This window comes from Serratia sp. 22278, assembly GCF_052045405.1.
In the GTDB taxonomy this organism is placed as follows: Bacteria; Pseudomonadota; Gammaproteobacteria; order Enterobacterales; family Enterobacteriaceae; genus Serratia; species Serratia marcescens.
Window position 1 is genome coordinate 164,824 of the sequence record NZ_JBQEOW010000008.1, and the last position, 22,212, is coordinate 187,035.

Sequence of the window (22,212 nt, forward strand, 5' to 3'; positions counted from 1 at the left end):
TCTGACTAGTTCAGGCCCGGTTTTATGGGCGAAACCTGATTTAACCTAGGGAGAAGGACTATGACGGGACACCAGGCGCTGCGTTGCGCCCTCTTTGGCGCACTGCTCAGCTTCAGCGCGGGCAGCTTTGCCCAACAAATCGTCACCACATCGGATTTGATTCAGCAGCCGGGGTATCAGGCCAGCTGGCAAAACATGGTGAAAGGCCAGGCGCGGATGCCGGGCTGGGCGCGCAAGGGCGTCGGCACCTCTACGCCGGCGCAGAATCTGAACTGGAAGGGCAAAGAGTATCTGGTCGGCAACCTGTGCAAGCCCCACGACTGCGGCAATAACTTTTTGATCGTGGCGTTCAGCGCGGACAAATCCCAGGCCTGGGGCGTGCGGGTGGAAGTGGAAGATCGGCCGGAAGCCGTCGATCATCCGAAGAAGTATGCCAAGTACCAGTGGCTCGGCAAGCCGAATGACGACATGAAAGCGCTGCTGAAGCAGCAGTTCGAGAACAATCCCGATTGGAAATGATCTGTCCGGGGGCGCCGGTGCCGGCGCCCCCGGCGTTGATCAGCCGATGCCGGCCTGATGCAGATCGTGCAGGTTGAGCGCCCCCACCAGCACGCCGTCCATATCGACCACCGGAGCCGCGCTGATGTGTTGTTCGTGCAGCGCTTCCAGCGCCTCCCCGGCGCGCCACTGCTCTGGCAGCCGATAGCCGGGGCGGGTGATCGCCGGGCTGAGCGGATCCTGCAGGCTGTTGCCCTTCACCAGCCAGCGGCGCAGGTCGCCGTCGGTAAATACGCCCACCACCCGCTGCTGCGCGTCGCAGACCGCCACCAACCCCAGCCCGGTGCGGCTCAGTTCCAGCATCGCCTCCATCACGTTGGCGCTTTCGCTCACGCGCGGCAGGCGATCGCCGGTGCGCATCAGGTGATGCACGCGGTTCAGCAGACGCGCGCCCAGGCTGCCGCCCGGGTGCGATCGGGCGAAGTCTTCCGCGTTGAAGCCGCGCTGGCGCATCAGCGCCATCGCCAGGGCGTCGCCCATCATCAGGGTGTTGACCGCGCTGGAGGTGGGCGCCAGCCCCATCGGGCAGGCTTCGCGCTCGACGCCGATATCCAGCACGCAGGCCGCGGCCTGCGCCAGCGGCGACTCTTTGCCGCCGGTAACGGCGATCACCGGAATGCCGTTCTCCGCCAGCAGCGGCAGGATCAGATCCAGCTCTTTGGCGCGGCCGGAGTAGGAGATGAACACCACCACGTCGTCGGCGCCGATCATGCCGAGATCGCCGTGCAGCGCCTCCGCCGGATGCACGAAGAATGACGGCGTGCCGGTGCTGGCCAGCGACGCGGCGATTTTTTTGCCGATATGGCCGGACTTGCCGATGCCGGAAATCACCGCTTTGCCGCGGCAGTTCAGCAGCAGCTCGCAGGCGCAGACGAAGTTGTCATCCAGGCGCGCCAGCAGGCGCTGCGCTTCGGTCAACTCGATCTCCAGCGTTTCGCGGGCGAAGGCGAGCAGGGCGTTGGCGTTACTCATCGGGGTCTCCTACCAGAATGATATTGATGCCTTTCGCCTGCAGGGCGGCGAGGTAATCAGGGTTGATGTCTCGGTCGGTGATCAGCGTGTCGACGGCGCTGAGTTCGCACACCACGTTCGGGCTCTTGCGGCCGAATTTCGAGGAGTCCACCAACAGAATAATGCGGCCGGCGGCTTCGCACATCGCTTTGCTGACGTTGTGCACTTCGTTGAAGGTGGTGACGCCGGCGTTGAGATCGACGCCGTCCGCGCCGATAAACAGCTTGTCGAAGCTGAATTGCTGGAACGCCGATTCCGCCAGGCTGCCGTGGAACGAGGCCGATTTTTTGCGGTAGGTGCCGCCGGGCATCAGGATGGTCTGATCGTTGTCCAGTTCCACCAGCGCGTTGACGATGGTCAGGCTGTTGGTCATCACCGTGATGTTATTGAACTGCGCCAGGTGCGGCACCATCTGCAGCACCGTGCTGCCGGCGTCGAAGATCAGCGAGTCGCCGTCGGCGATCAGCGCCACGGCGGCGCTGGCGATGCGGCGCTTTTTCTCGGTGTTGATATGGGTTTTACGGTCGATTGGCTGATCGCCGTCGTCGCGGCTGAGCACCACGCCGCCGTAGGTGCGGATCACCTCGCCTTCTTCTTCCAGCAGGGTGAGATCCTTGCGGATGGTGGTGCCGGTGGTGGAGAAATGCTCGGCCAGGGCGTCCACCGCCGTTTTGCCATGCCGCTGCAGATATTCAAGGATAGCGGCCTGCCGCTGCTTTGGTTTCATCGCGATTCCCGTTCACAAGAGTTGGGCATTTCCCCTCGCTGAATAATTCACTATGAAAGGTAATGTCTTTTAATGTGAAAATATCACGATTTGGGGTCAATCGCTAACGATAGTGCAGACTGGCATGCGCGATCCTCGGGGAAGATCACATCCGGGCGCAAATCCTGCTGATGCAATCCGTGTAAATGAGGCAGCGGGCGGGGCCGGGCGAAGACGGTCAGGCCGCGCAGCAACAGGCTGCCGCATACCCGCCGATCGTCGTCGAAGGCCAGCGCCAGCACCACCCGTGGGCGAAAACGGCCGCCGGAACGGCCGACGCCCACGGCGCCCAGCCGGCATAAACCGTCGAAGGCGCGGTTGAAACGTTGCAGTTGCCACCAGCCGAAGGCGATTTGCAGCAGCCAGGCCAGCAGCGCGAAGGCGATCAAAGCTTGTGTCATGGGGTTCTCCTTAGGCCCCCTTCCGCGGAAGGGGGCGTCGGTGGCGTCAGAACATCACCTGGCCGCCGGTGATGTTGATCGATTGGCCGGTGCAGTAAGAGGCCTTATCGCTGGCGTAGAACAGCAGGGTGTTCAGTACGTCCTGATAGTCGCAACCGCGCTTCAGCGGCACCTTGTCGATGTAGTACTGCTCCACCTGGTCCGGTGCGATGCCCAGTTTTTGCGCGTACTGCGGCAGCAGCGACTGGAACATCGGCGATTTCAGCAGGTTGCCGAGCATCAGCGAATGCACGGTAATGCCGTATTCCGCCAGATCGAGCGCCAGCGACTGCGTCAGCCCCACGCCGCCGAACTTGGCGGCGCTGTAGCCGGAGTTGTGCTTGCTGCCGACCTTGCCGGACTTGGAGTTGATCTGGATGATGCGCCCGGCGATGCCGTCGCGGATCATCAGGCGCGAGAACTCGCGGGCGCAGAGGAAATAGCCCACCAGGTTCACCTGCAGCGAGCGGTCGAAGTCGCCCAGCGGGAAATCGGTGATTGGCGCCGCCTTGGCGATGCCGGCGCTGTACACCAGCAGGTTGGCCTGGCCGAACGCCCGGTCAACCGCCGTCGCCAGCGCGATCACGCTCTGCTCGTCGGTGGCGTCGGCTTGAAAACCGCAGGCGCTGCCTGTGCCGTACTCTTCGTTGATCTGCTGTGCCACCCGATTGGCGTTGTCGGCGTTCAGATCGGCCACCGCCACCCGATAACCGGCCTGCGCCAGCCCGTGGGACAAAAAGGCGCCTAACGTTTGGCCGCCGCCAATCACTACAGCTACTTCAGACATGGTCTACTCCTTATGCGATAAATGACAGCGTGCTGCCCAACGGGATATCAGTCGGCGTCGGGCCGGATACGTGGATCGAGCCGGGGAATTCGGCTTCGGCTTCGCCGTCGAAGCGCACGGTGACGTGGCCCAGCTCGCGCAGATTCTGCGTGGCGACGCTGCCGACGGCGGTGATTGCGTAGCGCTGCTGCGCCAGTTCCATCACGCCGCCGACCTGCAGCTCGCCGGCGGTTGCGCCGTGGCGGTGGATGAAGCAGAACTCTTCGATATCCGCCGGGGCGCCTTCACGGAAGGTGATCAGCATGTTGTCCAGCAACGCGTCGCGGGCGCAGCCGCCGATCTGCGTGATGGTGGTGTGAAAAATGGTGTGCATAAACGTCTCCCTGGGGATCACATTATTGATAAATGAAGGCCGAGGCGGCCCAGGCGATTAACACCGTCGGCGCGCCGGTCAGGAAGCGGCCGACCAGCACTGAAGGCACGCCGACCCGCACGGTGTCCTGTTTGGCTTCCGCCAGCGACAGGCCGACCGGAATGAAGTCGCAGGCGGCCTGCGCGTTGATGGCGAACAGCGCGGGCAGCGCCAGCTGCGGCGGAATATGGCCGAGGCCGATCTGTACCCCGACCAGCACGCCGATCACTTGGGCGATGACCGCGCCGGGGCCGAGGAACGGCGACAGCAGCGGGAATGAGCAGATCAGCGCCAGCGTCACCAGGCCGATCGGGCTGTTGGCGAGCGGCGTCAGGCCGTGAGCGATAAAGTCTCCGAGGCCGGAGGCCATGATGATGCCGATCAAGGCCGAGACGAACGCCATAAACGGCAGAATGGTCTTCAGCACGGTGTCGATGGTGTCGCGTCCGGCCTGGAAGAACACCGCCACCACCGATCCCATGCCCATGCCGACCTTCGCCAGCAGCCCGTCGCTTTGTTCGGTGATCTTCTTGCTGGTGTCGTAGTCGCGCGCCTTGGGCGGCGCTGCAACCGCGGCGGCGGGTGGGTTCTCCGTCGCGTCGATTCGGCTGATGTTGTGGTCACGCACGCCGGAGACATAGATGTCTTCGAGGATAAACTGCGCCAGCGGGCCGGACTGGCCGGTGGCATGGATGTTGACCGTCGGAATGCGGCGTTTCGGGTACAGGCCGCAGCGCAGGGTGCCGCCGCAGTCGATCACCGCCACGCCGATCTCTTCCGCCGGCGGTTCGCCCTCTTTGAAACCGTCGACGGCGGGCCAGCCGGTCAATTCGCTGAGGCGATCGACGATGGAAGGCCGGGTGCCGGCGGTGATGTACACCACTTTTTTGCCGGGCTCTATCGGCAGCTCCAGGGGGCCGCCCCAGCCGCTGGCGCCTTTTTCAATACGGATATAAGCACTCATGCTGCACTCCACGAATTAAAGTTGCACCTGGCGATCCAGACGGATGCCCATCTTGCGTTCAAACAGACTGGTGGTGAGATCGGTGACCCAGCCGCGGAAGAAGTTGGTGAACAGCCCCACCAGGAAATAGCTCACCGCCAGCGGGCCGAGCGGCAGGCCGAGGGTGGTCAGGCCGCTGGCGATGCCGAGGTAAACGAACAGTTCGCCGGGGTTGATGTGCGGAAACAGGCCGTTCATCGAGTGGCAGCTGTAGGAGGCCGCCGCGTAGTAACTCGGCTTGTATTTCTCCGGCATGAAGCGCCCCAGGCTGAGGGTCATCGGGTTGCAGAAGACAAAGGTGCCGATCAGCGGCAGCAGCAGATAACGCGAGACGGGGTTGCCCGCGCAGCGCTGCGCCAATCGTTCGATACGTTCCTGGCCAACAAATTTGATCAGCGCGTTCATGATAACCAACAGGCTGATCAACAAGGGCAAAATGCCGGTCACCATGCCGACAAACACTTCACCGCCTTTCTGAAACAGGCCGATAAACCACTCGGCGCCGTGGGTGATTAGCTCAATCATTATGTTCTCCTGTAATGGACTGATATGGCCTGGAGCGAACGGCGGCTCTGTCGCCATGGGCCTTACAGTAGTCACTTTGTTGGGCTATTTGTTTTAAATAGATCACAATTTGAAAGATAAATATTTTATTTTGAAAGTTTAAAGTGAAAGAAAGAGAAGGTTAACGGTGCGTGAGGCGGGATAACGGGCACAAAAAAGCCCGGCGAACCGGGCTTTGGGACAGGCGGTCCGTCACATCAGGCGATGGTGACCTTCTTGTCCAGATAGGCGTCTTGCACGGCGTTGATCAGCGCCACGCCGTCTTTCATCGATTTCTTGAAGGCTTTACGCCCCAGGATCAGGCCCATGCCGCCGGCGCGTTTGTTGATCACCGCGGTGCGCACCGATTCCTGCAGATCGTTCTCACCGGCGGCACCGCCGGAGTTGATCAGCCCGGCGCGGCCCATGTAGCAGTTGGCTAACTGGTAACGCACCAGATCGATCGGGTGATCGGTGGTCAGCTTGGTGTAGACGCGGTCGTCGGTGTAGCCGAATTTCACCGCGCGGTAGCCGCCGTTGTTTTCCGCCATTTTCTGTTTGACGATGTCGGCGCCGATGGTGGCGGCGATGTGGTTGGCCTGGCCGGTCAGATCGGCGCTGGAGTGGTAGTCCACGCCGTCCTTGTTGAACGCCGGGTTACGCAGATAGGCCCACAGCACCGTGACCATGCCCAGCTCATGCGCGCGCTCGAAGGCGATCGAGATCTCTTCGATCTGGCGGCGCGACTGTTCGGAGCCGAAGTAAATGGTGGCGCCAACCGCCACTGCGCCCATGTTGAACGCCTGCTCGACGCTGGCGTACAGGGTCTGGTCGTACTGGGTCGGGTAGCTCAGCGTTTCGTTGTGGTTGAGTTTGACCAGGAACGGAATTTTATGCGCGTAGCGGCGCGATACCGACGCCAGCACGCCGTAGGTGGAGGCGACGCAGTTACAGCCGGCTTCAATCGCCAGCTCGACGATGTTCTTCGGATCGAAATACAGCGGGTTGGCGGCGAACGAGGCGGCGGCGGAGTGCTCGATGCCCTGATCGACCGGCAGGATAGACAGATAACCGGTGCCGCCCAGGCGGCCGTGGTTGAACAGGGTTTGCATCGAACGCAGCACGCTGTTGGGGCGGTTGTTATCGATCATTACGCGGTCGACGAAGTCGGCGCCCGGCAGGTAGAGATTCTCGGCGGGGATAGTGGTACAGCGGTGTTGCAGCAGATCTTCCGCTTCCTTTCCTAGCAACTGCACAATATCAGTCATGATTCACTCCCGATTAAGCTTCTTCATACACCGGCAATGCAAGGGTTTTTGACCACCGGCGTAGTAAAAAAGCGGTGATTGAAGCTGTAAAGCGATGCTACCGAACTTGATCCGGCAAGGACAAACAATAGATGCGATTGAGAGGAAATGCCATTGGTGTGGCCAAATACGCGGGGGCGATCGCCCCCGGCTTGCTAAGCGGTTGATTATTCGATCTCGAACCACTCGGTGTTCTGCAGGGCGATCGGGGTGATGGAGTAGATCATCTCCTGCAGATGATCGTGGATGGCGCGCTCCGCCGCCTCGGCATCGCGCGCTTTCAGCGCTTCGTAGATGCGGTAGTGCTGCTTGATCAGGCTCTCCGGCGGCGAGACTTCGCTCAGGCTGAGGAAACGCACCCGATCCATGGTGGCCTTGATGGTTTCGATGGTCTCCCACGCCAGCGGGCAGTCGGCAAACTGGGTCAGCAGCTGGTGGAACTCGTCGTCCAGCGCCAAAAATTCGCGCGTTTGCCCGTTCTGCGCCGCCAGCTCTTGACGGTGCAGGTTATGCTCCAGCGTCATCAGCTGCGCCGGAGTGGCGCGCTCAGCCGCGCGGCGCACGATGGCGCATTCCACCGCTTGACGGATAAAGCGCCCGTCGGCCACGCGCTTGGCGGAAATCTTCATCACGAAGGTGCCGCGCTGCGGCAGGATCTGCACCAGACCGGCCTCCGCCAGCTTGATGAAGGCTTCGCGCACCGGCTGGCGCGAAACGCAAAAGCGGGTGGAGATCTCTTTCTCGGACAGCAGGGTGCCGGGGGGGATGGTGCAGTCGACGATATCTTTGCGCAGGAAGCGATAGATCTGCTGGTTGACCGGGACGTTGTTGGTGAGACTGTACGTTTCAGACATGGCGACAATCAGGCATCTGGCTGGAATTCGAATGCCACCATACTAGCAGATTATTGGTTGAGGGCGGGGGGATAAATCCACCCGCCGGGCAGGGTAACTCAGTGATGCCAATCCTGATACTCCTGCTTGCGCCGCTCTGGCGCGGTTTCCGGCATCAGGCTCAGGCCGAGGGCCGACACCACGCCCAGCACCATCATGTAGCCGGCCAGCCCGTAGTAATGGCCGCCGGTCACCTGCAGGATCTTCACCGCCAGCAGCCCGAGAATGCCGCTGCCGATCAGCGAGCCGATCTGCCAGATCAGCGCGATGCCGCTGCAGCGCACGCGGGTGGGGAACAGTTCCGGGAAGTAGGAAGCCTGCGGCGCGTAGCACATGCTGTGGCCGAAGGTCAGCACTACAATCATGGCGATCTGCGTCACCCAGAAATTATCGAGGTTGATCGCCATAAAGAACGGCACGATGCACACCACCTGCAGCAGCGCGCCGGCGATGTAAACCGGTTTGCGCCCCAGCCGATCGGAGAGGCGGCCCATCAGCGGAATGGCGAAAATCTCCAGCAGCACCGCCACGATCATCGCCTCCAGCAGAATGCTTTCGTTGAGGTGGTTGGCCTTACCGTAGGCCAGCACGATCACCGTGAACATGGCGAAGGCGCAGGCTTCGATCAGCTTGGCGCACACCCCTTTGGCGATAAGGCCGGGATAGCGGCGGGCCACTTCCACCACCGGCCGGCTCTCCACCGCTTTGGTGGCGCGGATCTGGGTAAACACCGGCGATTCGTCGATCTTCAGGCGAATAAACAGCCCGACCAGCACCAGCAGCAGGCTGAGCAGGAACGGAATGCGCCAGCCCCAGTCCAGCATTTGCGCCGGTGACAGCACGGCGGTCAGCAGCGCGAACAGCCCGGACGGCAGCAGGAAGCCGGCCGGCGCGCCGATCTGCACCCAGCTGGCGTAGAAGCCGCGCCGCGGCGGCGGCGCATATTCGGCGGTCATCAGCACCGCGCCGGCCTGTTCGCCGCCGACGCCGAAGCCCTGCAGCACGCGGATAAAGATCAACGCGATCGGCGCCCAGATGCCGATCTGCTCATAGGTGGGCAGCAGGCCGATGCAAAAGGTGCCGAGGCCGACGATCAGGATGGTGATCACCAGCGCCTTCTTGCGGCCGACTTTGTCGCCGATATGGCCGAACACGATGCCGCCCAGCGGGCGCGCCAGGAAACCGACCGCGTAGGTGGCGAAGGCCGCCAGCGTGCTGATCAGCGGATCGGCGCTGGGGAAAAACAGCTGGCCGAAGAACAGCACCGCGGCGGTGCCGTAGGCGAAGAAATCATAGTATTCGGCGGCGGTGCCGATGGCCGAAGCGCTGGCGACGCGCCGCAGCAGCGGTTGATTGCCGGTATTGACGGCATTATGCGTGGTGACGGTCATCGGAAACCTCCCGGTCGGTAAGCGGCAGAGCGGCGACGGCGGCTTTGGCCCCCAGGCTCAGCAGTTGGTGATAAGCGTGGCTGACGGCGTGGACGAAGTCAGGCGAATCGGGCAGATCGCGGCCGAAGACGCTGTCGAGTTGCAGCAGCGCCAGGACGCGGGGCCGCCCTTCCTCGCTGCCGGCGACCAACGCGGCGAGGCGTTCGCGCAGCGGATCGCTGATGGCGATCGGCTCGCCTTGTTCATCGCGGCCGCCGACGTAGCGCATCCAGCCGGCGACGCCCAGCGCCAGGCAGTCGAAGCGGCTGCCGCGCGCCAGATGCCAGCGGATCGCGTCCAGCAGCCGTTGCGGCAACTTCTGCGTGCCGTCCATGGCGATCTGCGCGGTGCGGTGCTTCAACGCGCGGTTGCGGTAACGCTGCAGCAGCGAGTCGGCATACTGCGCCAAATCGACGTTCGGCACCTGCAGGGTCGGCGCCTGTTCCGACAGCATCAGGTGACGGGCGGCGCGGACAAAATCCGCATCCTGCATGCAATCGCCGACGTGCTGATAACCGGCCAGATAGCCGAGATAGGCGAGGAACGAATGGCTGCCGTTCAGCATGCGCAGCTTCATCTCCTCGTACGGCAGCACGTCGCTCACCAGTTCGGCGCCGACCTTTTCCCAGGCCGGGCGCCCCTGGGGAAATCGGTCCTCAATGACCCACTGGCTGAACGGCTCGCAGGCCACGCCGACCTCATCCTCGACGCCGCCCAGCCAGACAAACAGTTGTTCGCGGGCCTCCGGTGTTACCGCCGGCACAATGCGATCCACCATGGTGGAAGGGAAGGCGACCTCTTGACGCACCCAGTCGGCCAACGCCGGATCCTGCCGCTGCGCCAGTTCGACCAGCACCTGGCGCGTGACCTGGCCGTTGGCCGGCATGTTATCGCAGGACATCACGGCGAACGGCGGCAGCCCGCGTTCACGGCGCAGGCGCAGCGCCGCCAGCAGCAGCCCCGGCGCCGACTGCGGCTGTGCCGGGTGGGCGATATCATGCGCGATCGCCGGGTGTTCCGCCATCAGCCGGCCGCTGGCGGGGTGGTGGCAATAGCCCTTTTCGCTGATGGTCAGCGAGACGATGGCGATCTCGGGCTGCGTCAGGGCCGCCAGCACCGCCGCCAGCCCGTCGGTTTGCAGGTGCAGCGCCTGGCGCACCACGCCGATGACCCGGCCCCGCCAGCCGTCGTCGTCCATCTCCGCCACCGAGAACAGCAGGTCCTGTTGCCGTAGATCGGCGATCTTTTGCCGGCCGTGCTGCATGCTGATTTCGCAGTAGCCCCAGTCACTGCCGTGCTCGCTGGCCAGCCTGTCGGCGTACATCGCCTGGTGCGCGCGGTGAAACGCGCCGAAGCCGATATGCGCCATGCGCGGTTTCACGCGCTCACGTGCGTAGCCGGGCCGGATAACGGCGGCCGGCAGCGCGCTGTGGTCGGAAAGTCTCATGTTCAATGTCCCTGGAGAGGTAAGCAAAGGGGCGAAGCCGCCCCGTCTGGCGTTAGGGTTTTAAGATTTGCACGCCCGCCGTTGCGCGCGGCGCCTTGATCACCAGCAGCACCAGCAGCGCACCCAGCGCGGCGACGCCGCCCGCCAGCATAAAGGCGCTGTCGAATTTGCCGGTGTTCTGCACGATGTAGCCGGTGGCGATCGGCCCGATGATGCCGGAGACGCTGCCGATCAAATGAATGAACCCGCTGGCGCCGCCGACCCGGGATTTATGCACCACGTCCTGGATGATCGCCCAGTAGAGAGCGCCGGTAATGTAGAGGAAGAAGATCGACACCGACATCAGCATCACCGCCGGCACCACGCTGCTGACGGTGCCCGCCAACGCCACGCACACCGCCGCCGCCAGCAGGCTGGTGACCAGCACGATCTTGCGTGACAGCAGCAATTTGCCGGTGATGTTGAAGATCTTGTCGGAAATATAGCCGCCGAGCGCCAGCCCGACGAAGCCGACGATCCACGGGATCATCGTGGTCAGGCTCATCTCTTTGATGTTCAGGTTGTGCGCCTGCACCAGATACGAGGGGAACCAGCTCAGGAAGAAGAACAGGATGTAGTTGTAGCAGAAGAAGGCGAAGGCGGTGACCAGAATGATCGGCTGCTTCAGGTAGTAACCCAGCCCGTGCGGAGCGTCGCTCAAGGCGCTTTCCTCGCCGAGATTTTCCTGTTTCAACCGTGCGATCAGCGCCCGTTCTTCGTTGCTGACGCGTTGGCTTTTCGCCGGGTTATCCGCCACCACGAAGAACCACACCAGCATCCAGACGATGCCGATGGCGCAGATGATCATAAACGCCGGCCGCCAGCCGAACGCCAGCGCCAGATAGCCGACGATCGGCCCGGCCACCGCGCCGCCCAAGGGCGAACCGGCGCTGAGCAGGCCCACGGCGGTCGCCGCCTGTTTCTTCGGGAACCAGCCGTTAATCATCTTGTTGGCCGAGGCGCAGATCGGCCCTTCGGCCATGCCGAACAGGACGCGCAGGATCAGCATTGAGTAAAAACCGGTGGCGATCGCCGTCATGCCGCAGAAGATGGACCACAGGCCGACCGCCACGCCCAGCACCAGCGTCGGGCCGAAGCGGTCGACCGCCAGCCCGCCGACGAAGTTGAAAATGGCGTAGCCGAAGAAGAAGCTGCCGAAGATCAGACCGAACTGTTCGGCGTTCAGCATCAGATCCTGTTCGATCATCGGCACGGTGATCGACAGCGCCACGCGATCGAGGTAGTTGATCATGTAGACCATGAACAGCAGGAACACGATGGTCCAACGCAGGTTTTTAAACATAAAGCACTCCACTGGGTGTCGTTTTAATCGTGATGCTTCGTTGTTTGCACGGGCGGCGGGCGCCGCCCCATGCCCCGATGCCGCCTTGGCGTTACTCGAACTGCAGCAGCACCTTGCAGCAGGTGCGCTGATCCCGCTCGAACATCTGCATCGCCCGTTCGACGTCGTCGGCGGGCACGCAGTGGGTGAGCAGCCGCTGCGGGTCCAGCTTGCCGTCCGCCATCCAGGCGATCACCTGCGGGAAGCGTGCGCTGTTCAGGCGCGAAGAGAAGATCGACAGCTCCTTGCTGGTGATGCTCTGCTGGGTCAGGGTGCAGGCGTCGCCGGAAAAGCCCATGATGCCGATGCGCGCCGCCGGCGAAGCCAGCGCGATCGCCTCCGGTAAAATGGCGGGGTGGCAAGCGGCATCGACGATCAGCGTCGGCTGAACGCCGCGCTGCTGCAGCGCCTGCGGCAATGCGGCCTCGGCGTTGTTGAATGTTTCGTCGGCGCCGTTGGCGCGCGCCATGTCCAGCCGCTCGGCGATGCGATCGACGACCCATACCTGCTTGACGCCATACACCCCTTTCAGCGTCTGGATCACCGTGAGCCCCATCGGCCCGGCGCCGTAGATCAGCGCGATGTCGTCGGGGCGCGGTTGCAGATGGGCGGTAATGTTGGCGGCGATGCTGAAGGGTTCGATCATCGCGGCGTGGCGATCGCTGATGGCCGACGGAACCGGGTAGGCATTGCGCGCCGGTACGCAGGCGTAGTCGCTGAAGCCGCCGTCGCAGTGCACGCCGATCACCTGCAGCGAGGTGCAGACGTTGGGGCGGCCGACCGAACAGGGATAGCAGTGGCCGCAGCTCACCACCGGGTCTACCGAGACGCGTTCGCCTAGGCGCGCCGGATCGACGCCTTCGCCCAGCGCATCGATCAGGCCGAAGAACTCGTGGCCGATCACCCGCGGGTAGCGGGCGAACGGGTTATGGCCGTGATAGATATGGACGTCGGAGCCGCAGATGCCGGCGAATTTCACCTTGACCCGCACTTCGCCGGCCGCCGGTAGCGGCAGCGCGCGCGTCTGGATCGCCAGGCGCCCGGGCTGTTCGATCACGACGCTGCGCATGGTGTTTACCAGTTCCATAAGGTGCCATCCTCCAGACGCGCGACCGGCAGGTAGGCCGGTTCATACGGGTAACGGGCCGCCAGCTTCTCATCGAACTCGATGCCGATGCCCGGCTTGTCGCCCGGATGCATATAGCCGTCGTCGAACGTCCAGCTGTGCGGGAACACTTCGAGCATTTGCTCGGAATAGCCCATGTATTCCTGCACGCCGAAGTTTGGCACCCACAGATCGAAGTGCAGCGCCGCCGCCATGCAGATCGGCGACAGATCGGAAGGGCCATGTGAACCGGTACGCACCTGATACAGTGAGGCGAAGTCGGCGATGCGCCGCATGCCGGTAATGCCGCCCGCGTGCGTCAGGGTGGTGCGGATGTAGTCGATCAGCTGTTCTTCGATCAGCTGTTTGCAGTCCCAGATGCTGTTGAACACCTCGCCGACGGCGATCGGCGTGACGGTATGCTGGCGGATGAGGCGGAAGCAGGCCTGATTTTCCGCCGGCGTCGGATCTTCCATCCAGAACAGGCGATACGGCTCGGCGCTTTTACCGAAGCGCGCCGCTTCGATCGGCGTCAGGCGGTGGTGCATGTCGTGCAGCAGGTGCTCGTTGAAACCGAACTTGGTGCGCACCGCGTCGAACAGTTTGGGGGTGAAATCGAGGTATTTTTCCGTCGACCACAGCTGCTCTTCCGGCCAGTCGCCCTTGGTGGCCGGCTCATAAGCCTGGCCTTTGCCCTTGGCCATGCCGTAAGTGGTTTTCATGCCCGGCACGCCGCATTGAACGCGGATCGCCTTGAAGCCTTGCTCTTTATGTTTGGCGTAGTCGTCGAGCACCTCGTCGATCGAGTGGCCGGTGGTGTGGCAATACACCATCACTCCCGAGCGCGAGGCGCCGCCCAACAGCTGATACAGCGGCATATTGGCGGCCTTGGCCTTGATGTCCCATAGCGCCATGTCGACGGCGGAAATGGCTGACATGGTCACCGGGCCGCGCCGCCAGTAAGCGCCTTTGTAGAAGAATTGCCAGAGGTCTTCGATCCGCTGCGCGTCGCGGCCGATCAACTGCGGGCAGAGGTGATCTTTCAGGTAAGAGGCCACCGGCAATTCGCGCCCGTTCAGCGTGGCGTCACCGAGGCCGATGATGCCGTCATCGGTGGTGATTTTCAGCGTGACAAAGTTGCGCCCCGGGCAGGTGACGAACACCTCGGCGTTGACGATTTTCATAACCTTCACATCCTGTAGCTGCGGAGAGATAGCGCGAAAATACGCCATGAACTAACTACCATACAAGTATGAATTAATGAATTTGCCGGAGAGGATCACATTTGATCGCGAGTGGAAGCGGATGAGCGGAGGGGAAGAAGCGGGGCGCAGCGGCTGCGCCCGACAAGGTCAGCCCAGCAGGGCGCAGTTAGGCGGCAGGCGGCATTCGATGGCCTGTGGCAACACTTCGATGCGAAAATGGCGGCCTTTGAGCGGTTCGCCGTCGAGGTTGAAAGTCATCTCATGCGGCGCGTCGATCTCGAGCCACGGCAGCGCCGCGCTGAGGATGCTGTTGCTCTCTTCGTCGTTGAACAGGGCGGCGACCAGCGCCGGCAGCAGTTCATCGGCGATCAGCAGGCGCAGCTGCAGCAGGCCGTCGTTGATCAGCGCGCTGGGGCACAGTTCCTGGCCGCCGCCGGCCTGTTTGCCGTTGCCGATGCCGATCACCAGCGCCTCGCCGGCCCAGCGGAAGTCCGGCCCGCGGATTTCACAGCGGTCGGCCTGCAGCGTATCCATGCGCAGCAGGCCGTGCACAAAGTAGGACACGCCGCCCAGCGCCGCCTTCAGCTTCTCCGGCGTTTCGGTGGTGATGCGGGTGCCGAAGCCGCCGGTGGCCATGTTGATGAAATAGCGCTCGCCGTTGACCTTCGCCAGATCGATAGGCACCGAGCGGCCCTTGATCGCCAGCTGCAGCGCCAGTTCGGGGGACGGAGGGATATTGCACGCCATGGCGAAGTCGTTGGCGGTGCCGAGCGGCAGGATGCCCAGCGCCGGCCGGTTGTGCGCCGGCAGCTGCACCAGCGCGGCGGCCACTTCGTTGATGGTGCCGTCACCGCCGCCGGCGACGACGGTGCCGACGCCGAGCTGCGCGGCTTCCGCGACATAGCGCGCGGCATCGCCGTGCTCCCAGGTGACGCGCACGTGCAACGTTATCTGTTCTTTGCGCAGCCGGTTGACCGCCTGACGCAGCTCTTCGTTACCGGCACCTTTGCCGTTGATGATAAGCAGGGCGGACGCATGTGAGTGTTGAGGCATTGCCGATATCCTCCGGCGGAAAACCAAGAATGCCTCAAGATAAACCAGCTGCCGCCACCAGGCCATCAGAATATTCAGCTAATTCCGGTTATTTCCCGGCGCTCAGTGAATATGAAGCAATGCGACTTTATCTGAATTTTACGCGGAAATAAGCAAAGTGTTAAAGAAGCGAGGATTAATCGCTGTAGCGTTATTTATATATCGAAGCGGCGTGATTATTATTATTAAAACGGATAATGGGAATAAGTTATGGAAATAGGCGTGGTGGAAAAAAATAGGCGCACCCATAAAGAAAAAGCCAGCCCAAGGGAGATTGGGCCGGCTAAGGAGGTGGTTCCTAGTATTGCTATGCAAATATTTTCGTTGTTCGTTTTAAGCAGCGTGATAGTAACCAAGCTGCGCGCACATTGATGTGATCCAATTCTAATATTTGCTAAAAATCGCCGCCGAATGACGGCGATTCATTTTTATACCCCGGCGCTATTTTCTTCCGCCAAATTGCGGATCAGCAACGCATAATTGAGATCGATATCCTGCGGGATCGGCAAATAAACGATATGGCCGTTGCCCGGCGCCACCTCAATCGATTCGCCTTTCTTATTTTTCATGCTCTCGAGGGTGAACACCACGTTGCCGCCCGGTGTCATCATTTCGACGCTGTCGCCGAGCGCGAACTTATTCTTCACGTCGACTTCCGCCCAGCCATCACGGCGCACGCCGGTGAATTCGCCGACGAACTGCTGGCGCTCGGAGAGCGAGGAGCCGTAGTCGTAATTCTGCTGCGCTTCGTGCACGTGGCGGCGCAGGAAGCCTTCGGTATAGCCGCGGTGCGCCAAGCCTTCCAGCGTGGTGAGCAGGGTCGGATCGAACGGTTTGCCGGCGGCCGCGTCGTCGATGGCGCGGCGATAGACCTGAGCGGTGCGGGCGCAGTAGTAGAAGGACTTGGTGCGCCCTTCGATCTTCAGCGAATGCACGCCGAGCTGCGTCAGACGCTCCACGTGCTGGATGGCGCGCAGATCCTTGGAGTTCATGATATAGGTGCCGTGTTCGTCCTCGAAGGCGCTCATATATTCGCCTGGCTTTTGCGCTTCAGACAGCATGAACACCTTGTCGGTGGGCGCGCCGATGCCCAGCGTCGGCTCGACGGTTTGCACCGGGATCGGTTCGTGCAGGTGCACGATATTGCCGGTGTCGTCCTCTTTGCCTTCTTCCGCTTTGTACTGCCAGCGGCAGGCATTGGTGCAGGTGCCCTGATTGGGATCGCGCTTGTTGATGTAGCCGGACAGCAGGCAGCGGCCGGAGTAGGCCATGCACAGCGCGCCGTGGACGAAGATCTCCAGCTCCATGTCCGGCACTTCGGCGCGGATCTCGGCGATCTCTTCCAGCGACAGTTCGCGCGACAGGATCACGCGGGTCAGGCCCATTTGCTTCCAGAACTTCACCGTCGCCCAGTTAACGGCGTTGGCCTGCACCGACAGGTGGATGTCCATCTGCGGGAAGGCTTCGCGCACCATCATGATAAGGCCGGGATCGGACATGATCAGCGCATCCGGGCCCATATCGATAACCGGCTTCAGATCGCGCAGGAAGGTTTTCAACTTGGCGTTGTGCGGGGCGATGTTCACCACCACGTAGAACTTTTTGCCCAGCGCATGTGCTTCGTTGATGCCCTGCGCCAGATTCTCGTGGTTGAACTCGTTGTTGCGCACCCGCAGGCTGTAGCGCGGCTGGCCGGCGTAAACCGCATCGGCGCCGTAGGCGAAGGCGTAACGCATATTTTTCAGCGTGCCGGCCGGGGAGAGAAGTTCTGGTGTAAACATAGTGTGTCTCGGTCTGATTTCAGGTCAGCACCACGCCACCTGATGGCGCAGTAAAAGCGGGGGATTGTAGCCGCAGCGCGGCAAGAAATCAGCAGTTAACCGGATTTATTCAAGGGAGATTGATCCCGGTCAAACGGAAAACGCGCGGTGGCCGCCACCGCGCGGGTGAAACGGGGGATCAGGCGCTCAAATCGCGGATATCGGTGGTCGGGCCGTTTTTTATCACCGACTGGATACCGTTTTTGGCCGCGCTTTCGGAGCTGTACATTTCGCTGACGCCGATCACCTGATGGTTCTTGGCCTTCAGCACAAAGTAGGGCTGATTGCTGGCGCTGTGCTTCAGTTCGTACTGCGCTTCGTGCGGTGAATTGGTCTGCACCGAGGCGATGCCGTTCTCCGCCGAGGCTTTGCTGGCATACATCTCGCTGGCCAGAATGATCTCGCCGTTACTGGCTTTCAGGTTGAAGTGGTACTGTCCGTTCTTTGCTTTTTTCAGCTCGTAATGACCGATTGCCATGGTTCTTCTCCTGTAGGTTCCGATTCGTGATGTAAGTGTAGCCAATCGCTTGAAAATCGGCGGCTAAACCTCACAGCAGCTTAGTTGAAAAAATGCGCAGTTTTTTTGCGCCGGCGCGGAGTTTTCGCCCGAGAGGCACAGCGCCGCACGGGAAGCTAAGGGAGAAGGCGTGATTGCGCAGTGCGCCGCATAACGAGGGGAACAGGGTGTCACCCCGTGAGATTGTGCGTTACTGTTTGGCCGTTTCGTCAATGTGGATGAAAAATGAGCGATACATCTTGGCATCGACACGCTACAGGCATATGCTTTGGCCTATGCCTGCTGTGGAGGTGTCGAGATGGAAAGGATCGCAAAGCTGTTTAAAAACGGCAGAAATCAGGCGGTGAGGTTACCGGTGGAATTTGAATTTGATACGGATCGTGTCTATATCCGTCGCGATCGGGAGGGCAACGTGATTTTATCCAAATATCCGGCAAAGCCGGACAGCTGGGCACCGCTGCTGAGCATTATCGCCCAAACGCCGGTGCCGCAAGAGTTTCTTGGCGCGGAAGATCGTCAGCAAGGGGTTGCCGACCGCGATCCGTTCTCAGAGGAAGAGTAGGCGATGTACATGTTTGATACCAACACCGTCAGCCACTTGTTTCGGCAGCATCCGCAGGTGCTTAACGTCATGGAAAAGCTCCCGCCTTCTGCCGTATGTATTTCCAGCGTCACGGAGGCGGAACTGCTTTACGGTGTGGCTAAACGGCGGAACAAGGCGTTGCAAAGCATGGTCGAGGCCTTTCTTGCTGCAGTGACGGTCTATGCATGGGATAGCGAGGCCGCCCGCTGCTACGGTGAAATGCGGGCAACCATGGAGAGAAAGGGCAAAATCATGGGCGCGATGGATCAACTGATCGCCGCTCACGCGCAGAGCCGTGGCGCGACGCTGGTGACCAACGATCGCGCATTCGCCATGGTGCCCGGGTTAGCGGTTGAAGACTGGACGCGCTGATTTCCCCCTAAACCCCATTCATCAGCCGGCAGGGCTCGGCTTCCCAGCGGTAGCCCACGCCGTATACCGAGCGGATAAAGGATTTTTCCCCATCGATCAGTTCCAGCTTGCGGCGCAGGTTTTTGATGTGGCTGTCGATGGTGCGGTCGGTGACCACCCGGTAGTCGTCGTACAGGTTGTTCAGCAGCTGCTCGCGTGAAAACACGTTGCCCGGCTGGCTGGCCAGCGTTTTCAGCAGGCGGAACTCCGCCGGCGTCAGATCCAATAACTGCCCCTGATAGCTGGCCTGGAAGCGCGGTTCATCGATGTGCAGCAGGTCATCTTCCCGCGCGTTCTCCTGCGGCCGATAGCTGCGGCGCAGGATGGTTTTCACCCGCGCCACCACTTCGCGCGGGCTGTAGGGTTTGCAGATGTAATCGTCGGCGCCGATCTCCAGCCCCAACAGGCGGTCAATCTCTTCAATTTTCGCCGTCACCATCACGATGGGCACGTCGCTGAAGCGGCGCAGCTCGCGGCACACCGTCAGGCCGTCGGCCCCCGGCAACATCAGGTCGAGCAAGATCAGCGCCGGCGGATGCTGGTGCACGGTCGGCACCACCTCATTGCCGTTGGTCAGCCAGCGGGTGGCGTAGCCCGCCGCCTGGAGATAATCCACCAGCAGCTGGCCCAGCTTGGGCTCATCTTCAACAATCATGATCTGCACGGGTTGATTCTGAATGTCCATCAGGGCGCCTTATTTTTTATCGGGGTAGCAAATTCTACTGTAATGCGCACGCCGCCTAAAGGCGAATGCTCGGCGCGGATTTTCCCGTCGTGCGCTTCCACGATGTTGTGGCAGATCGCCAACCCCAGCCCGGAACCGCCGCTGGCGCGGTTGCGTGAACCTTCCGCCCGGTAGAAACGTTCGAAAATGCGCGTCAGTTGCTGATCGCTGATGCCCGGCGCGCTGTCCTGCCAGTAAAGGAGCAGCCGCCCCGGCTGCTGCTCGACGCCGATCTCCAACCGGCCGCCGGCGTCGGTGTAACGCAGGCTGTTTTCCAGCAGGTTATTGAACAGTTGGTTCAGGCGATCGGGATCGCCGAACAGCGGCGCTTGCGCCGGCAGATGGGTGACGATCTCCAGCCCTTTGGCGCGGAAGCGTTCGCGGAAGGCGGCGACGGCGATCTGCACCAGGTGCACGCAGTCCACCGACGCCTTGCGATAGGCCAGCGCGCCGAGATCGGAGAGCGACAGCTGGTGCAGGTCGTCGACCAGTTTGGTCAGGGTGGATACCTCGGCCTGCAGCGAACTGAGCGACGCCGGCGTTGGCTGGCGCACGCCGTCCTGCAGCGCCTCCAGCTCGCCGCGCAGCACTGCCAGTGGCGTGCGCAGCTCATGTGATACATCGGCCATAAAGGCGCGGCGCATCTGCTCGTTTTTTTCCAGCGAGGTGGCCAACTGGTTGAAGTCGTGCGCCAGCCTGCCCAGTTCATCCTGGCTGCTGACCGCCACGCGGGTGGTGAAATCGCCCGCCGCCAGGCGGTGGGTGCCCGCCACCAGGCGCTTGACCGGGGCCAGCATGCCGCGCGACAGCAGCCAGGTCACCGCCGCCGCCAACAGGGTGGAGAGCGCGACGATAATCCAGCTGGTGCGCCGCTGCTGGCGATCGAAGTTGATGTCGGTATTGCGCGTCAGGCGCTCGACCGGGGTGGTGAGCACCCAGCCGACGATCTCGTTGTTGTAGCGGATCGGGTGGCGCGGCCCCTCCTTCGGCAAGGGGCCCGAATGCCCGACCAAGCGGTTGAACTGGCTGTCCACCACCCAAAACTGGGTGCGCCACCCCTTGGGCGGCAGATTGTGGCTGCTGTCGCTATTCTGCTCGAACGAACGCATGATCTGGTAGACCACCTGATCGTTGTTGCGCAGGAATATCCAGTTGCCATGATGGCTGTACTGTTCCTCCAGCGCTTCGCTAAGCATGTTGATGCGCTGCTCGTTGCTGCTCTTGATGTAATCGATAAAGCCGCGCTCAAAGCTGACACGGACCCCCCAATGCATGGTGATCAACACCAGCATGCAGGTAGCGAAAATGGCCAGGAACAGTTTTCCGGTAATGCCTATCCTCATTGCAACCTCGTTGAGCCGGTACCCGGCTCTTTGGTCAGCGTGCGGTTGGGCGCGCTATCGGCCGGCACGCGCGCGAAGGCGAGCGCGGGCAGAGCGATAATCAACGCCATACAGCAGTAGCTGTAAATGAATGCGCTGTGGATGGCCGGGCTATCGGCCACCACCTGGTGATGGGCGAAGCTGCCGATCAAGATGCCGGCGACGCTGACGCCGAGGCTCATCGACAGCTGCATGACCATCGACAGCAGGCTGTTGCCGCTGCTGGCCAGCCGGTCCGGCAGATCTTTCAGCGTCAGAGTGTTCATCGCCGAGAAGCGCAGTGAGTTGATCATCCCCTGGAAGAACAGCACCACCGGCAGCAGCCACAGCCAGCCGAGCATCGCCGCCAGCAGGAAGCTCAGGCTGACCAGCGCCAGCAGCAGCGTGGCGGCCACCAGCACGTTGCGGTAGCCAAAGCGGTTGACTACCTGCACCACGATGCGCTTCATGCCCATGCTGCCGATGATCATCGGGATCATCATCAGCCCGGCGTGGAACGGCGTGAAACCCATGCCCACCTGCAGGAACAGCGGCGTCATGAATGGCAGCATGCCGCTGCCGATGCGCCCCAGCAGGCTGGCCAGCAGCCCGATTTTGTAGGTCGGGGTGCGAAGCAGCCGCAGCGAGAACAGGGCGCGGCTATTGCCGTAGGCATGCCAAACATACCCCAACAGCGCCGCTGCGCCCAGCGCCACCAGGCCGGCGATGGCGCTGCCGGACAGCCCCATGCCTTTATGGCCGTCGAGCGCCAGCGTCAGCGACGCCATGCCGATCGCCAGCAGGATAAAGCCGCTGAGATCGAAGCGGCGGGTCTGCATTTGGTAGTTGGGCATCAGCAGCAGCGTGGCGATGGCGCCCACGATGCCCACCGGAATATTGATCAGGAAAATCCAGTGCCAGCTGGCGTATTGCACCAGGAAACCGCCCAGCGCCGGCCCCATCAGCGGGCCGATCTGGCCCGGCAGCGTCACGAAGGTCATCGCCGCCATGTACTGCTCGCGCGGCACGATCTTCATCACCGTCAGGCGCCCGACCGGCACCATCATCGCGCCGCCGACGCCCTGAAGCACGCGCGAGGCGATCAGCTCGTTCAGGGTTTCCGAACGGGCGCAGAGGAGGGAGCCGAGGGTGAACAGCACGATGGCGCTGAAAAACACCCGCTGTACGCCGACTTTGTCCGCCAGCCAGCCGCTGGCCGGCAGCGTCACCGCCACCGTCAGCACATAGGAGACGATCACCGACTGCATGCGCAGCGGGTTCTCCCCCAGGCTGGCGGCCATTGAGGGCAGGGCGGTGTTGACGATAGTGGTATCCAGCGTCTGCATAAAGAAGCCGAATGCCACTATCCAGAGTTGCCAGCGTACCGTGGCGGCGTGTTTCATCAGCATCAGTCGG

Annotated in this window: 23 protein-coding genes; 3 read left to right on the forward strand and 20 right to left on the reverse strand. The window is 62.0% G+C overall.

Features of this window, described 5'->3' with window-relative positions; translation table 11 throughout:
* Positions 1 to 60 precede the first annotated feature (60 nt).
* Entirely contained in the window at positions 61 to 519 is a 459-nt protein-coding gene (locus ACTJJ6_RS16310; RefSeq protein ID WP_033639640.1) for an inhibitor of vertebrate lysozyme family protein, read from the forward strand.
* A gap of 39 nt (positions 520 to 558) precedes the next feature.
* Here ACTJJ6_RS16310 and gutQ read toward each other — a convergent pair whose 3' ends face one another.
* From gutQ to ACTJJ6_RS16395, 17 genes are all read right to left on the reverse strand, one after another.
* Positions 559 to 1,530 carry an arabinose-5-phosphate isomerase GutQ gene (gene gutQ, locus ACTJJ6_RS16315; RefSeq protein ID WP_016926691.1) on the reverse strand — a complete coding sequence of 324 codons (972 nt, stop codon included), beginning with the start codon at positions 1,528 to 1,530 and terminating at the stop codon, positions 559 to 561.
* On the reverse strand, positions 1,523 to 2,296 hold the full coding sequence (gene srlR, locus ACTJJ6_RS16320) for a glucitol operon DNA-binding transcriptional repressor SrlR (protein WP_016926692.1): 774 nt from the start codon (positions 2,294 to 2,296) through the stop codon (positions 1,523 to 1,525). Before srlR ends, gutQ begins: the two co-directional genes overlap by 8 nt.
* Before the next feature lie 83 nt (positions 2,297 to 2,379).
* Positions 2,380 to 2,736, reverse strand: a complete 357-nt coding sequence (gene gutM, locus ACTJJ6_RS16325; protein ID WP_164053248.1) for a transcriptional regulator GutM — start codon at positions 2,734 to 2,736, stop codon at positions 2,380 to 2,382.
* 46 nt (positions 2,737 to 2,782) lie between these two features.
* On the reverse strand, positions 2,783 to 3,562 hold the full coding sequence (srlD, locus tag ACTJJ6_RS16330) for a sorbitol-6-phosphate dehydrogenase (RefSeq protein WP_028127783.1): 780 nt from the start codon (positions 3,560 to 3,562) through the stop codon (positions 2,783 to 2,785).
* 10 nt (positions 3,563 to 3,572) lie between these two features.
* Positions 3,573 to 3,935, reverse strand: coding sequence for a PTS glucitol/sorbitol transporter subunit IIA (gene srlB, locus ACTJJ6_RS16335; protein ID WP_033639642.1), 363 nt, complete (start codon positions 3,933 to 3,935; stop codon positions 3,573 to 3,575).
* Between the two features lie 22 nt (positions 3,936 to 3,957).
* Entirely contained in the window at positions 3,958 to 4,938 is a 981-nt protein-coding gene (gene srlE / locus ACTJJ6_RS16340) for a PTS glucitol/sorbitol transporter subunit IIB (protein ID WP_016926695.1), read from the reverse strand.
* Positions 4,939 to 4,953: 15 nt separating this feature from the next.
* Positions 4,954 to 5,502 carry a PTS glucitol/sorbitol transporter subunit IIC gene (gene srlA / locus ACTJJ6_RS16345; RefSeq protein ID WP_004941528.1) on the reverse strand — a complete coding sequence of 183 codons (549 nt, stop codon included), beginning with the start codon at positions 5,500 to 5,502 and terminating at the stop codon, positions 4,954 to 4,956.
* Between the two features lie 236 nt (positions 5,503 to 5,738).
* Positions 5,739 to 6,788: a class I fructose-bisphosphate aldolase gene (gene fbaB, locus ACTJJ6_RS16350; protein WP_015378749.1), complete on the reverse strand. Its 1,050-nt coding sequence runs from the start codon at positions 6,786 to 6,788 to the stop codon at positions 5,739 to 5,741.
* A 206-nt stretch (positions 6,789 to 6,994) separates the two neighbouring features.
* Positions 6,995 to 7,681: a GntR family transcriptional regulator gene (locus ACTJJ6_RS16355; RefSeq protein WP_016926696.1), complete on the reverse strand. Its 687-nt coding sequence runs from the start codon at positions 7,679 to 7,681 to the stop codon at positions 6,995 to 6,997.
* Between the two features lie 98 nt (positions 7,682 to 7,779).
* On the reverse strand, positions 7,780 to 9,111 hold the full coding sequence (locus tag ACTJJ6_RS16360) for an MFS transporter (RefSeq protein ID WP_048325252.1): 1,332 nt from the start codon (positions 9,109 to 9,111) through the stop codon (positions 7,780 to 7,782).
* Positions 9,092 to 10,597, reverse strand: a complete 1,506-nt coding sequence (locus ACTJJ6_RS16365) for a mannitol dehydrogenase family protein (protein WP_440803493.1) — start codon at positions 10,595 to 10,597, stop codon at positions 9,092 to 9,094. Before ACTJJ6_RS16365 ends, ACTJJ6_RS16360 begins: the two co-directional genes overlap by 20 nt.
* A 52-nt stretch (positions 10,598 to 10,649) precedes the next feature.
* A complete protein-coding gene (locus ACTJJ6_RS16370; protein ID WP_015378745.1) occupies positions 10,650 to 11,939 on the reverse strand; it encodes an MFS transporter in 1,290 nt (429 codons plus the stop codon).
* A gap of 91 nt (positions 11,940 to 12,030) precedes the next feature.
* Positions 12,031 to 13,047, reverse strand: a complete 1,017-nt coding sequence (locus ACTJJ6_RS16375; RefSeq protein WP_110147594.1) for a Zn-dependent oxidoreductase — start codon at positions 13,045 to 13,047, stop codon at positions 12,031 to 12,033.
* A gap of 5 nt (positions 13,048 to 13,052) precedes the next feature.
* Positions 13,053 to 14,267 carry a D-mannonate dehydratase ManD gene (gene manD, locus ACTJJ6_RS16380; RefSeq protein WP_016926700.1) on the reverse strand — a complete coding sequence of 405 codons (1,215 nt, stop codon included), beginning with the start codon at positions 14,265 to 14,267 and terminating at the stop codon, positions 13,053 to 13,055.
* A gap of 168 nt (positions 14,268 to 14,435) precedes the next feature.
* On the reverse strand, positions 14,436 to 15,341 hold the full coding sequence (gene yegS, locus ACTJJ6_RS16385) for a lipid kinase YegS (RefSeq protein WP_015378742.1): 906 nt from the start codon (positions 15,339 to 15,341) through the stop codon (positions 14,436 to 14,438).
* Positions 15,342 to 15,808: 467 nt separating this feature from the next.
* The gene (gene trhP / locus ACTJJ6_RS16390; RefSeq protein ID WP_049299962.1) at positions 15,809 to 17,161 is read right to left on the reverse strand and encodes a prephenate-dependent tRNA uridine(34) hydroxylase TrhP; all 1,353 of its coding nucleotides are present in this window, start codon (positions 17,159 to 17,161) and stop codon (positions 15,809 to 15,811) included.
* 178 nt (positions 17,162 to 17,339) lie between these two features.
* Complete coding sequence (locus tag ACTJJ6_RS16395; protein WP_004941561.1) at positions 17,340 to 17,678, reverse strand: YegP family protein; 339 nt, start codon at positions 17,676 to 17,678, stop codon at positions 17,340 to 17,342.
* A 337-nt stretch (positions 17,679 to 18,015) separates the two neighbouring features.
* Between ACTJJ6_RS16395 and ACTJJ6_RS16400 the strand changes: the two genes are divergently transcribed.
* Both ACTJJ6_RS16400 and ACTJJ6_RS16405 read left to right on the forward strand, forming a co-directional pair.
* Positions 18,016 to 18,279 carry an antitoxin gene (locus ACTJJ6_RS16400; RefSeq protein ID WP_004941563.1) on the forward strand — a complete coding sequence of 88 codons (264 nt, stop codon included), beginning with the start codon at positions 18,016 to 18,018 and terminating at the stop codon, positions 18,277 to 18,279.
* Between the two features lie 3 nt (positions 18,280 to 18,282).
* On the forward strand, positions 18,283 to 18,672 hold the full coding sequence (locus ACTJJ6_RS16405) for a type II toxin-antitoxin system VapC family toxin (protein ID WP_016926704.1): 390 nt from the start codon (positions 18,283 to 18,285) through the stop codon (positions 18,670 to 18,672).
* A 7-nt stretch (positions 18,673 to 18,679) separates the two neighbouring features.
* Here the strand turns inward: ACTJJ6_RS16405 and baeR are convergent, their stop codons facing one another.
* From baeR to mdtD, 3 genes are read right to left on the reverse strand one after another with little or no spacing between them, the layout of a single operon-like run.
* Positions 18,680 to 19,396: a two-component system response regulator BaeR gene (gene baeR / locus ACTJJ6_RS16410; RefSeq protein ID WP_004941568.1), complete on the reverse strand. Its 717-nt coding sequence runs from the start codon at positions 19,394 to 19,396 to the stop codon at positions 18,680 to 18,682.
* Positions 19,396 to 20,778 (reverse strand): two-component system sensor histidine kinase BaeS, encoded by a 1,383-nt coding sequence (gene baeS / locus ACTJJ6_RS16415; RefSeq protein WP_016926705.1) that lies wholly within the window; start codon positions 20,776 to 20,778, stop codon positions 19,396 to 19,398. Before baeS ends, baeR begins: the two co-directional genes overlap by 1 nt.
* Entirely contained in the window at positions 20,775 to 22,205 is a 1,431-nt protein-coding gene (gene mdtD / locus ACTJJ6_RS16420) for a multidrug transporter subunit MdtD (protein ID WP_193843016.1), read from the reverse strand. Before mdtD ends, baeS begins: the two co-directional genes overlap by 4 nt.
* Positions 22,206 to 22,212 lie beyond the last annotated feature (7 nt).

Excerpts from the sequence above, each read along its gene's own strand:
- ACTJJ6_RS16310 (WP_033639640.1), top strand. The coding sequence starts at position 61 with ATGACGGGACACCAGGCGCTGCGTTGCGCCCTCTTTGGCGCACTGCTC.
- gutQ (WP_016926691.1), bottom strand. The coding sequence starts at position 1,530 with ATGAGTAACGCCAACGCCCTGCTCGCCTTCGCCCGCGAAACGCTGGAG.
- srlR (WP_016926692.1), bottom strand. The coding sequence starts at position 2,296 with ATGAAACCAAAGCAGCGGCAGGCCGCTATCCTTGAATATCTGCAGCGG.
- gutM (WP_164053248.1), bottom strand. The coding sequence starts at position 2,736 with ATGACACAAGCTTTGATCGCCTTCGCGCTGCTGGCCTGGCTGCTGCAA.
- srlD (WP_028127783.1), bottom strand. The coding sequence starts at position 3,562 with ATGTCTGAAGTAGCTGTAGTGATTGGCGGCGGCCAAACGTTAGGCGCC.
- srlB (WP_033639642.1), bottom strand. The coding sequence starts at position 3,935 with ATGCACACCATTTTTCACACCACCATCACGCAGATCGGCGGCTGCGCC.
- srlE (WP_016926695.1), bottom strand. The coding sequence starts at position 4,938 with ATGAGTGCTTATATCCGTATTGAAAAAGGCGCCAGCGGCTGGGGCGGC.
- srlA (WP_004941528.1), bottom strand. The coding sequence starts at position 5,502 with ATGATTGAGCTAATCACCCACGGCGCCGAGTGGTTTATCGGCCTGTTT.
- fbaB (WP_015378749.1), bottom strand. The coding sequence starts at position 6,788 with ATGACTGATATTGTGCAGTTGCTAGGAAAGGAAGCGGAAGATCTGCTG.
- ACTJJ6_RS16355 (WP_016926696.1), bottom strand. The coding sequence starts at position 7,681 with ATGTCTGAAACGTACAGTCTCACCAACAACGTCCCGGTCAACCAGCAG.
- ACTJJ6_RS16360 (WP_048325252.1), bottom strand. The coding sequence starts at position 9,111 with ATGACCGTCACCACGCATAATGCCGTCAATACCGGCAATCAACCGCTG.
- ACTJJ6_RS16365 (WP_440803493.1), bottom strand. The coding sequence starts at position 10,597 with ATGAGACTTTCCGACCACAGCGCGCTGCCGGCCGCCGTTATCCGGCCC.
- ACTJJ6_RS16370 (WP_015378745.1), bottom strand. The coding sequence starts at position 11,939 with ATGTTTAAAAACCTGCGTTGGACCATCGTGTTCCTGCTGTTCATGGTC.
- ACTJJ6_RS16375 (WP_110147594.1), bottom strand. The coding sequence starts at position 13,047 with ATGCGCAGCGTCGTGATCGAACAGCCCGGGCGCCTGGCGATCCAGACG.
- manD (WP_016926700.1), bottom strand. The coding sequence starts at position 14,267 with ATGAAAATCGTCAACGCCGAGGTGTTCGTCACCTGCCCGGGGCGCAAC.
- yegS (WP_015378742.1), bottom strand. The coding sequence starts at position 15,341 with ATGCCTCAACACTCACATGCGTCCGCCCTGCTTATCATCAACGGCAAA.
- trhP (WP_049299962.1), bottom strand. The coding sequence starts at position 17,161 with ATGTTTACACCAGAACTTCTCTCCCCGGCCGGCACGCTGAAAAATATG.
- ACTJJ6_RS16395 (WP_004941561.1), bottom strand. The coding sequence starts at position 17,678 with ATGGCAATCGGTCATTACGAGCTGAAAAAAGCAAAGAACGGACAGTAC.
- ACTJJ6_RS16400 (WP_004941563.1), top strand. The coding sequence starts at position 18,016 with ATGGAAAGGATCGCAAAGCTGTTTAAAAACGGCAGAAATCAGGCGGTG.
- ACTJJ6_RS16405 (WP_016926704.1), top strand. The coding sequence starts at position 18,283 with ATGTACATGTTTGATACCAACACCGTCAGCCACTTGTTTCGGCAGCAT.
- baeR (WP_004941568.1), bottom strand. The coding sequence starts at position 19,396 with ATGGACATTCAGAATCAACCCGTGCAGATCATGATTGTTGAAGATGAG.
- baeS (WP_016926705.1), bottom strand. The coding sequence starts at position 20,778 with ATGAGGATAGGCATTACCGGAAAACTGTTCCTGGCCATTTTCGCTACC.
- mdtD (WP_193843016.1), bottom strand. The coding sequence starts at position 22,205 with ATGCTGATGAAACACGCCGCCACGGTACGCTGGCAACTCTGGATAGTG.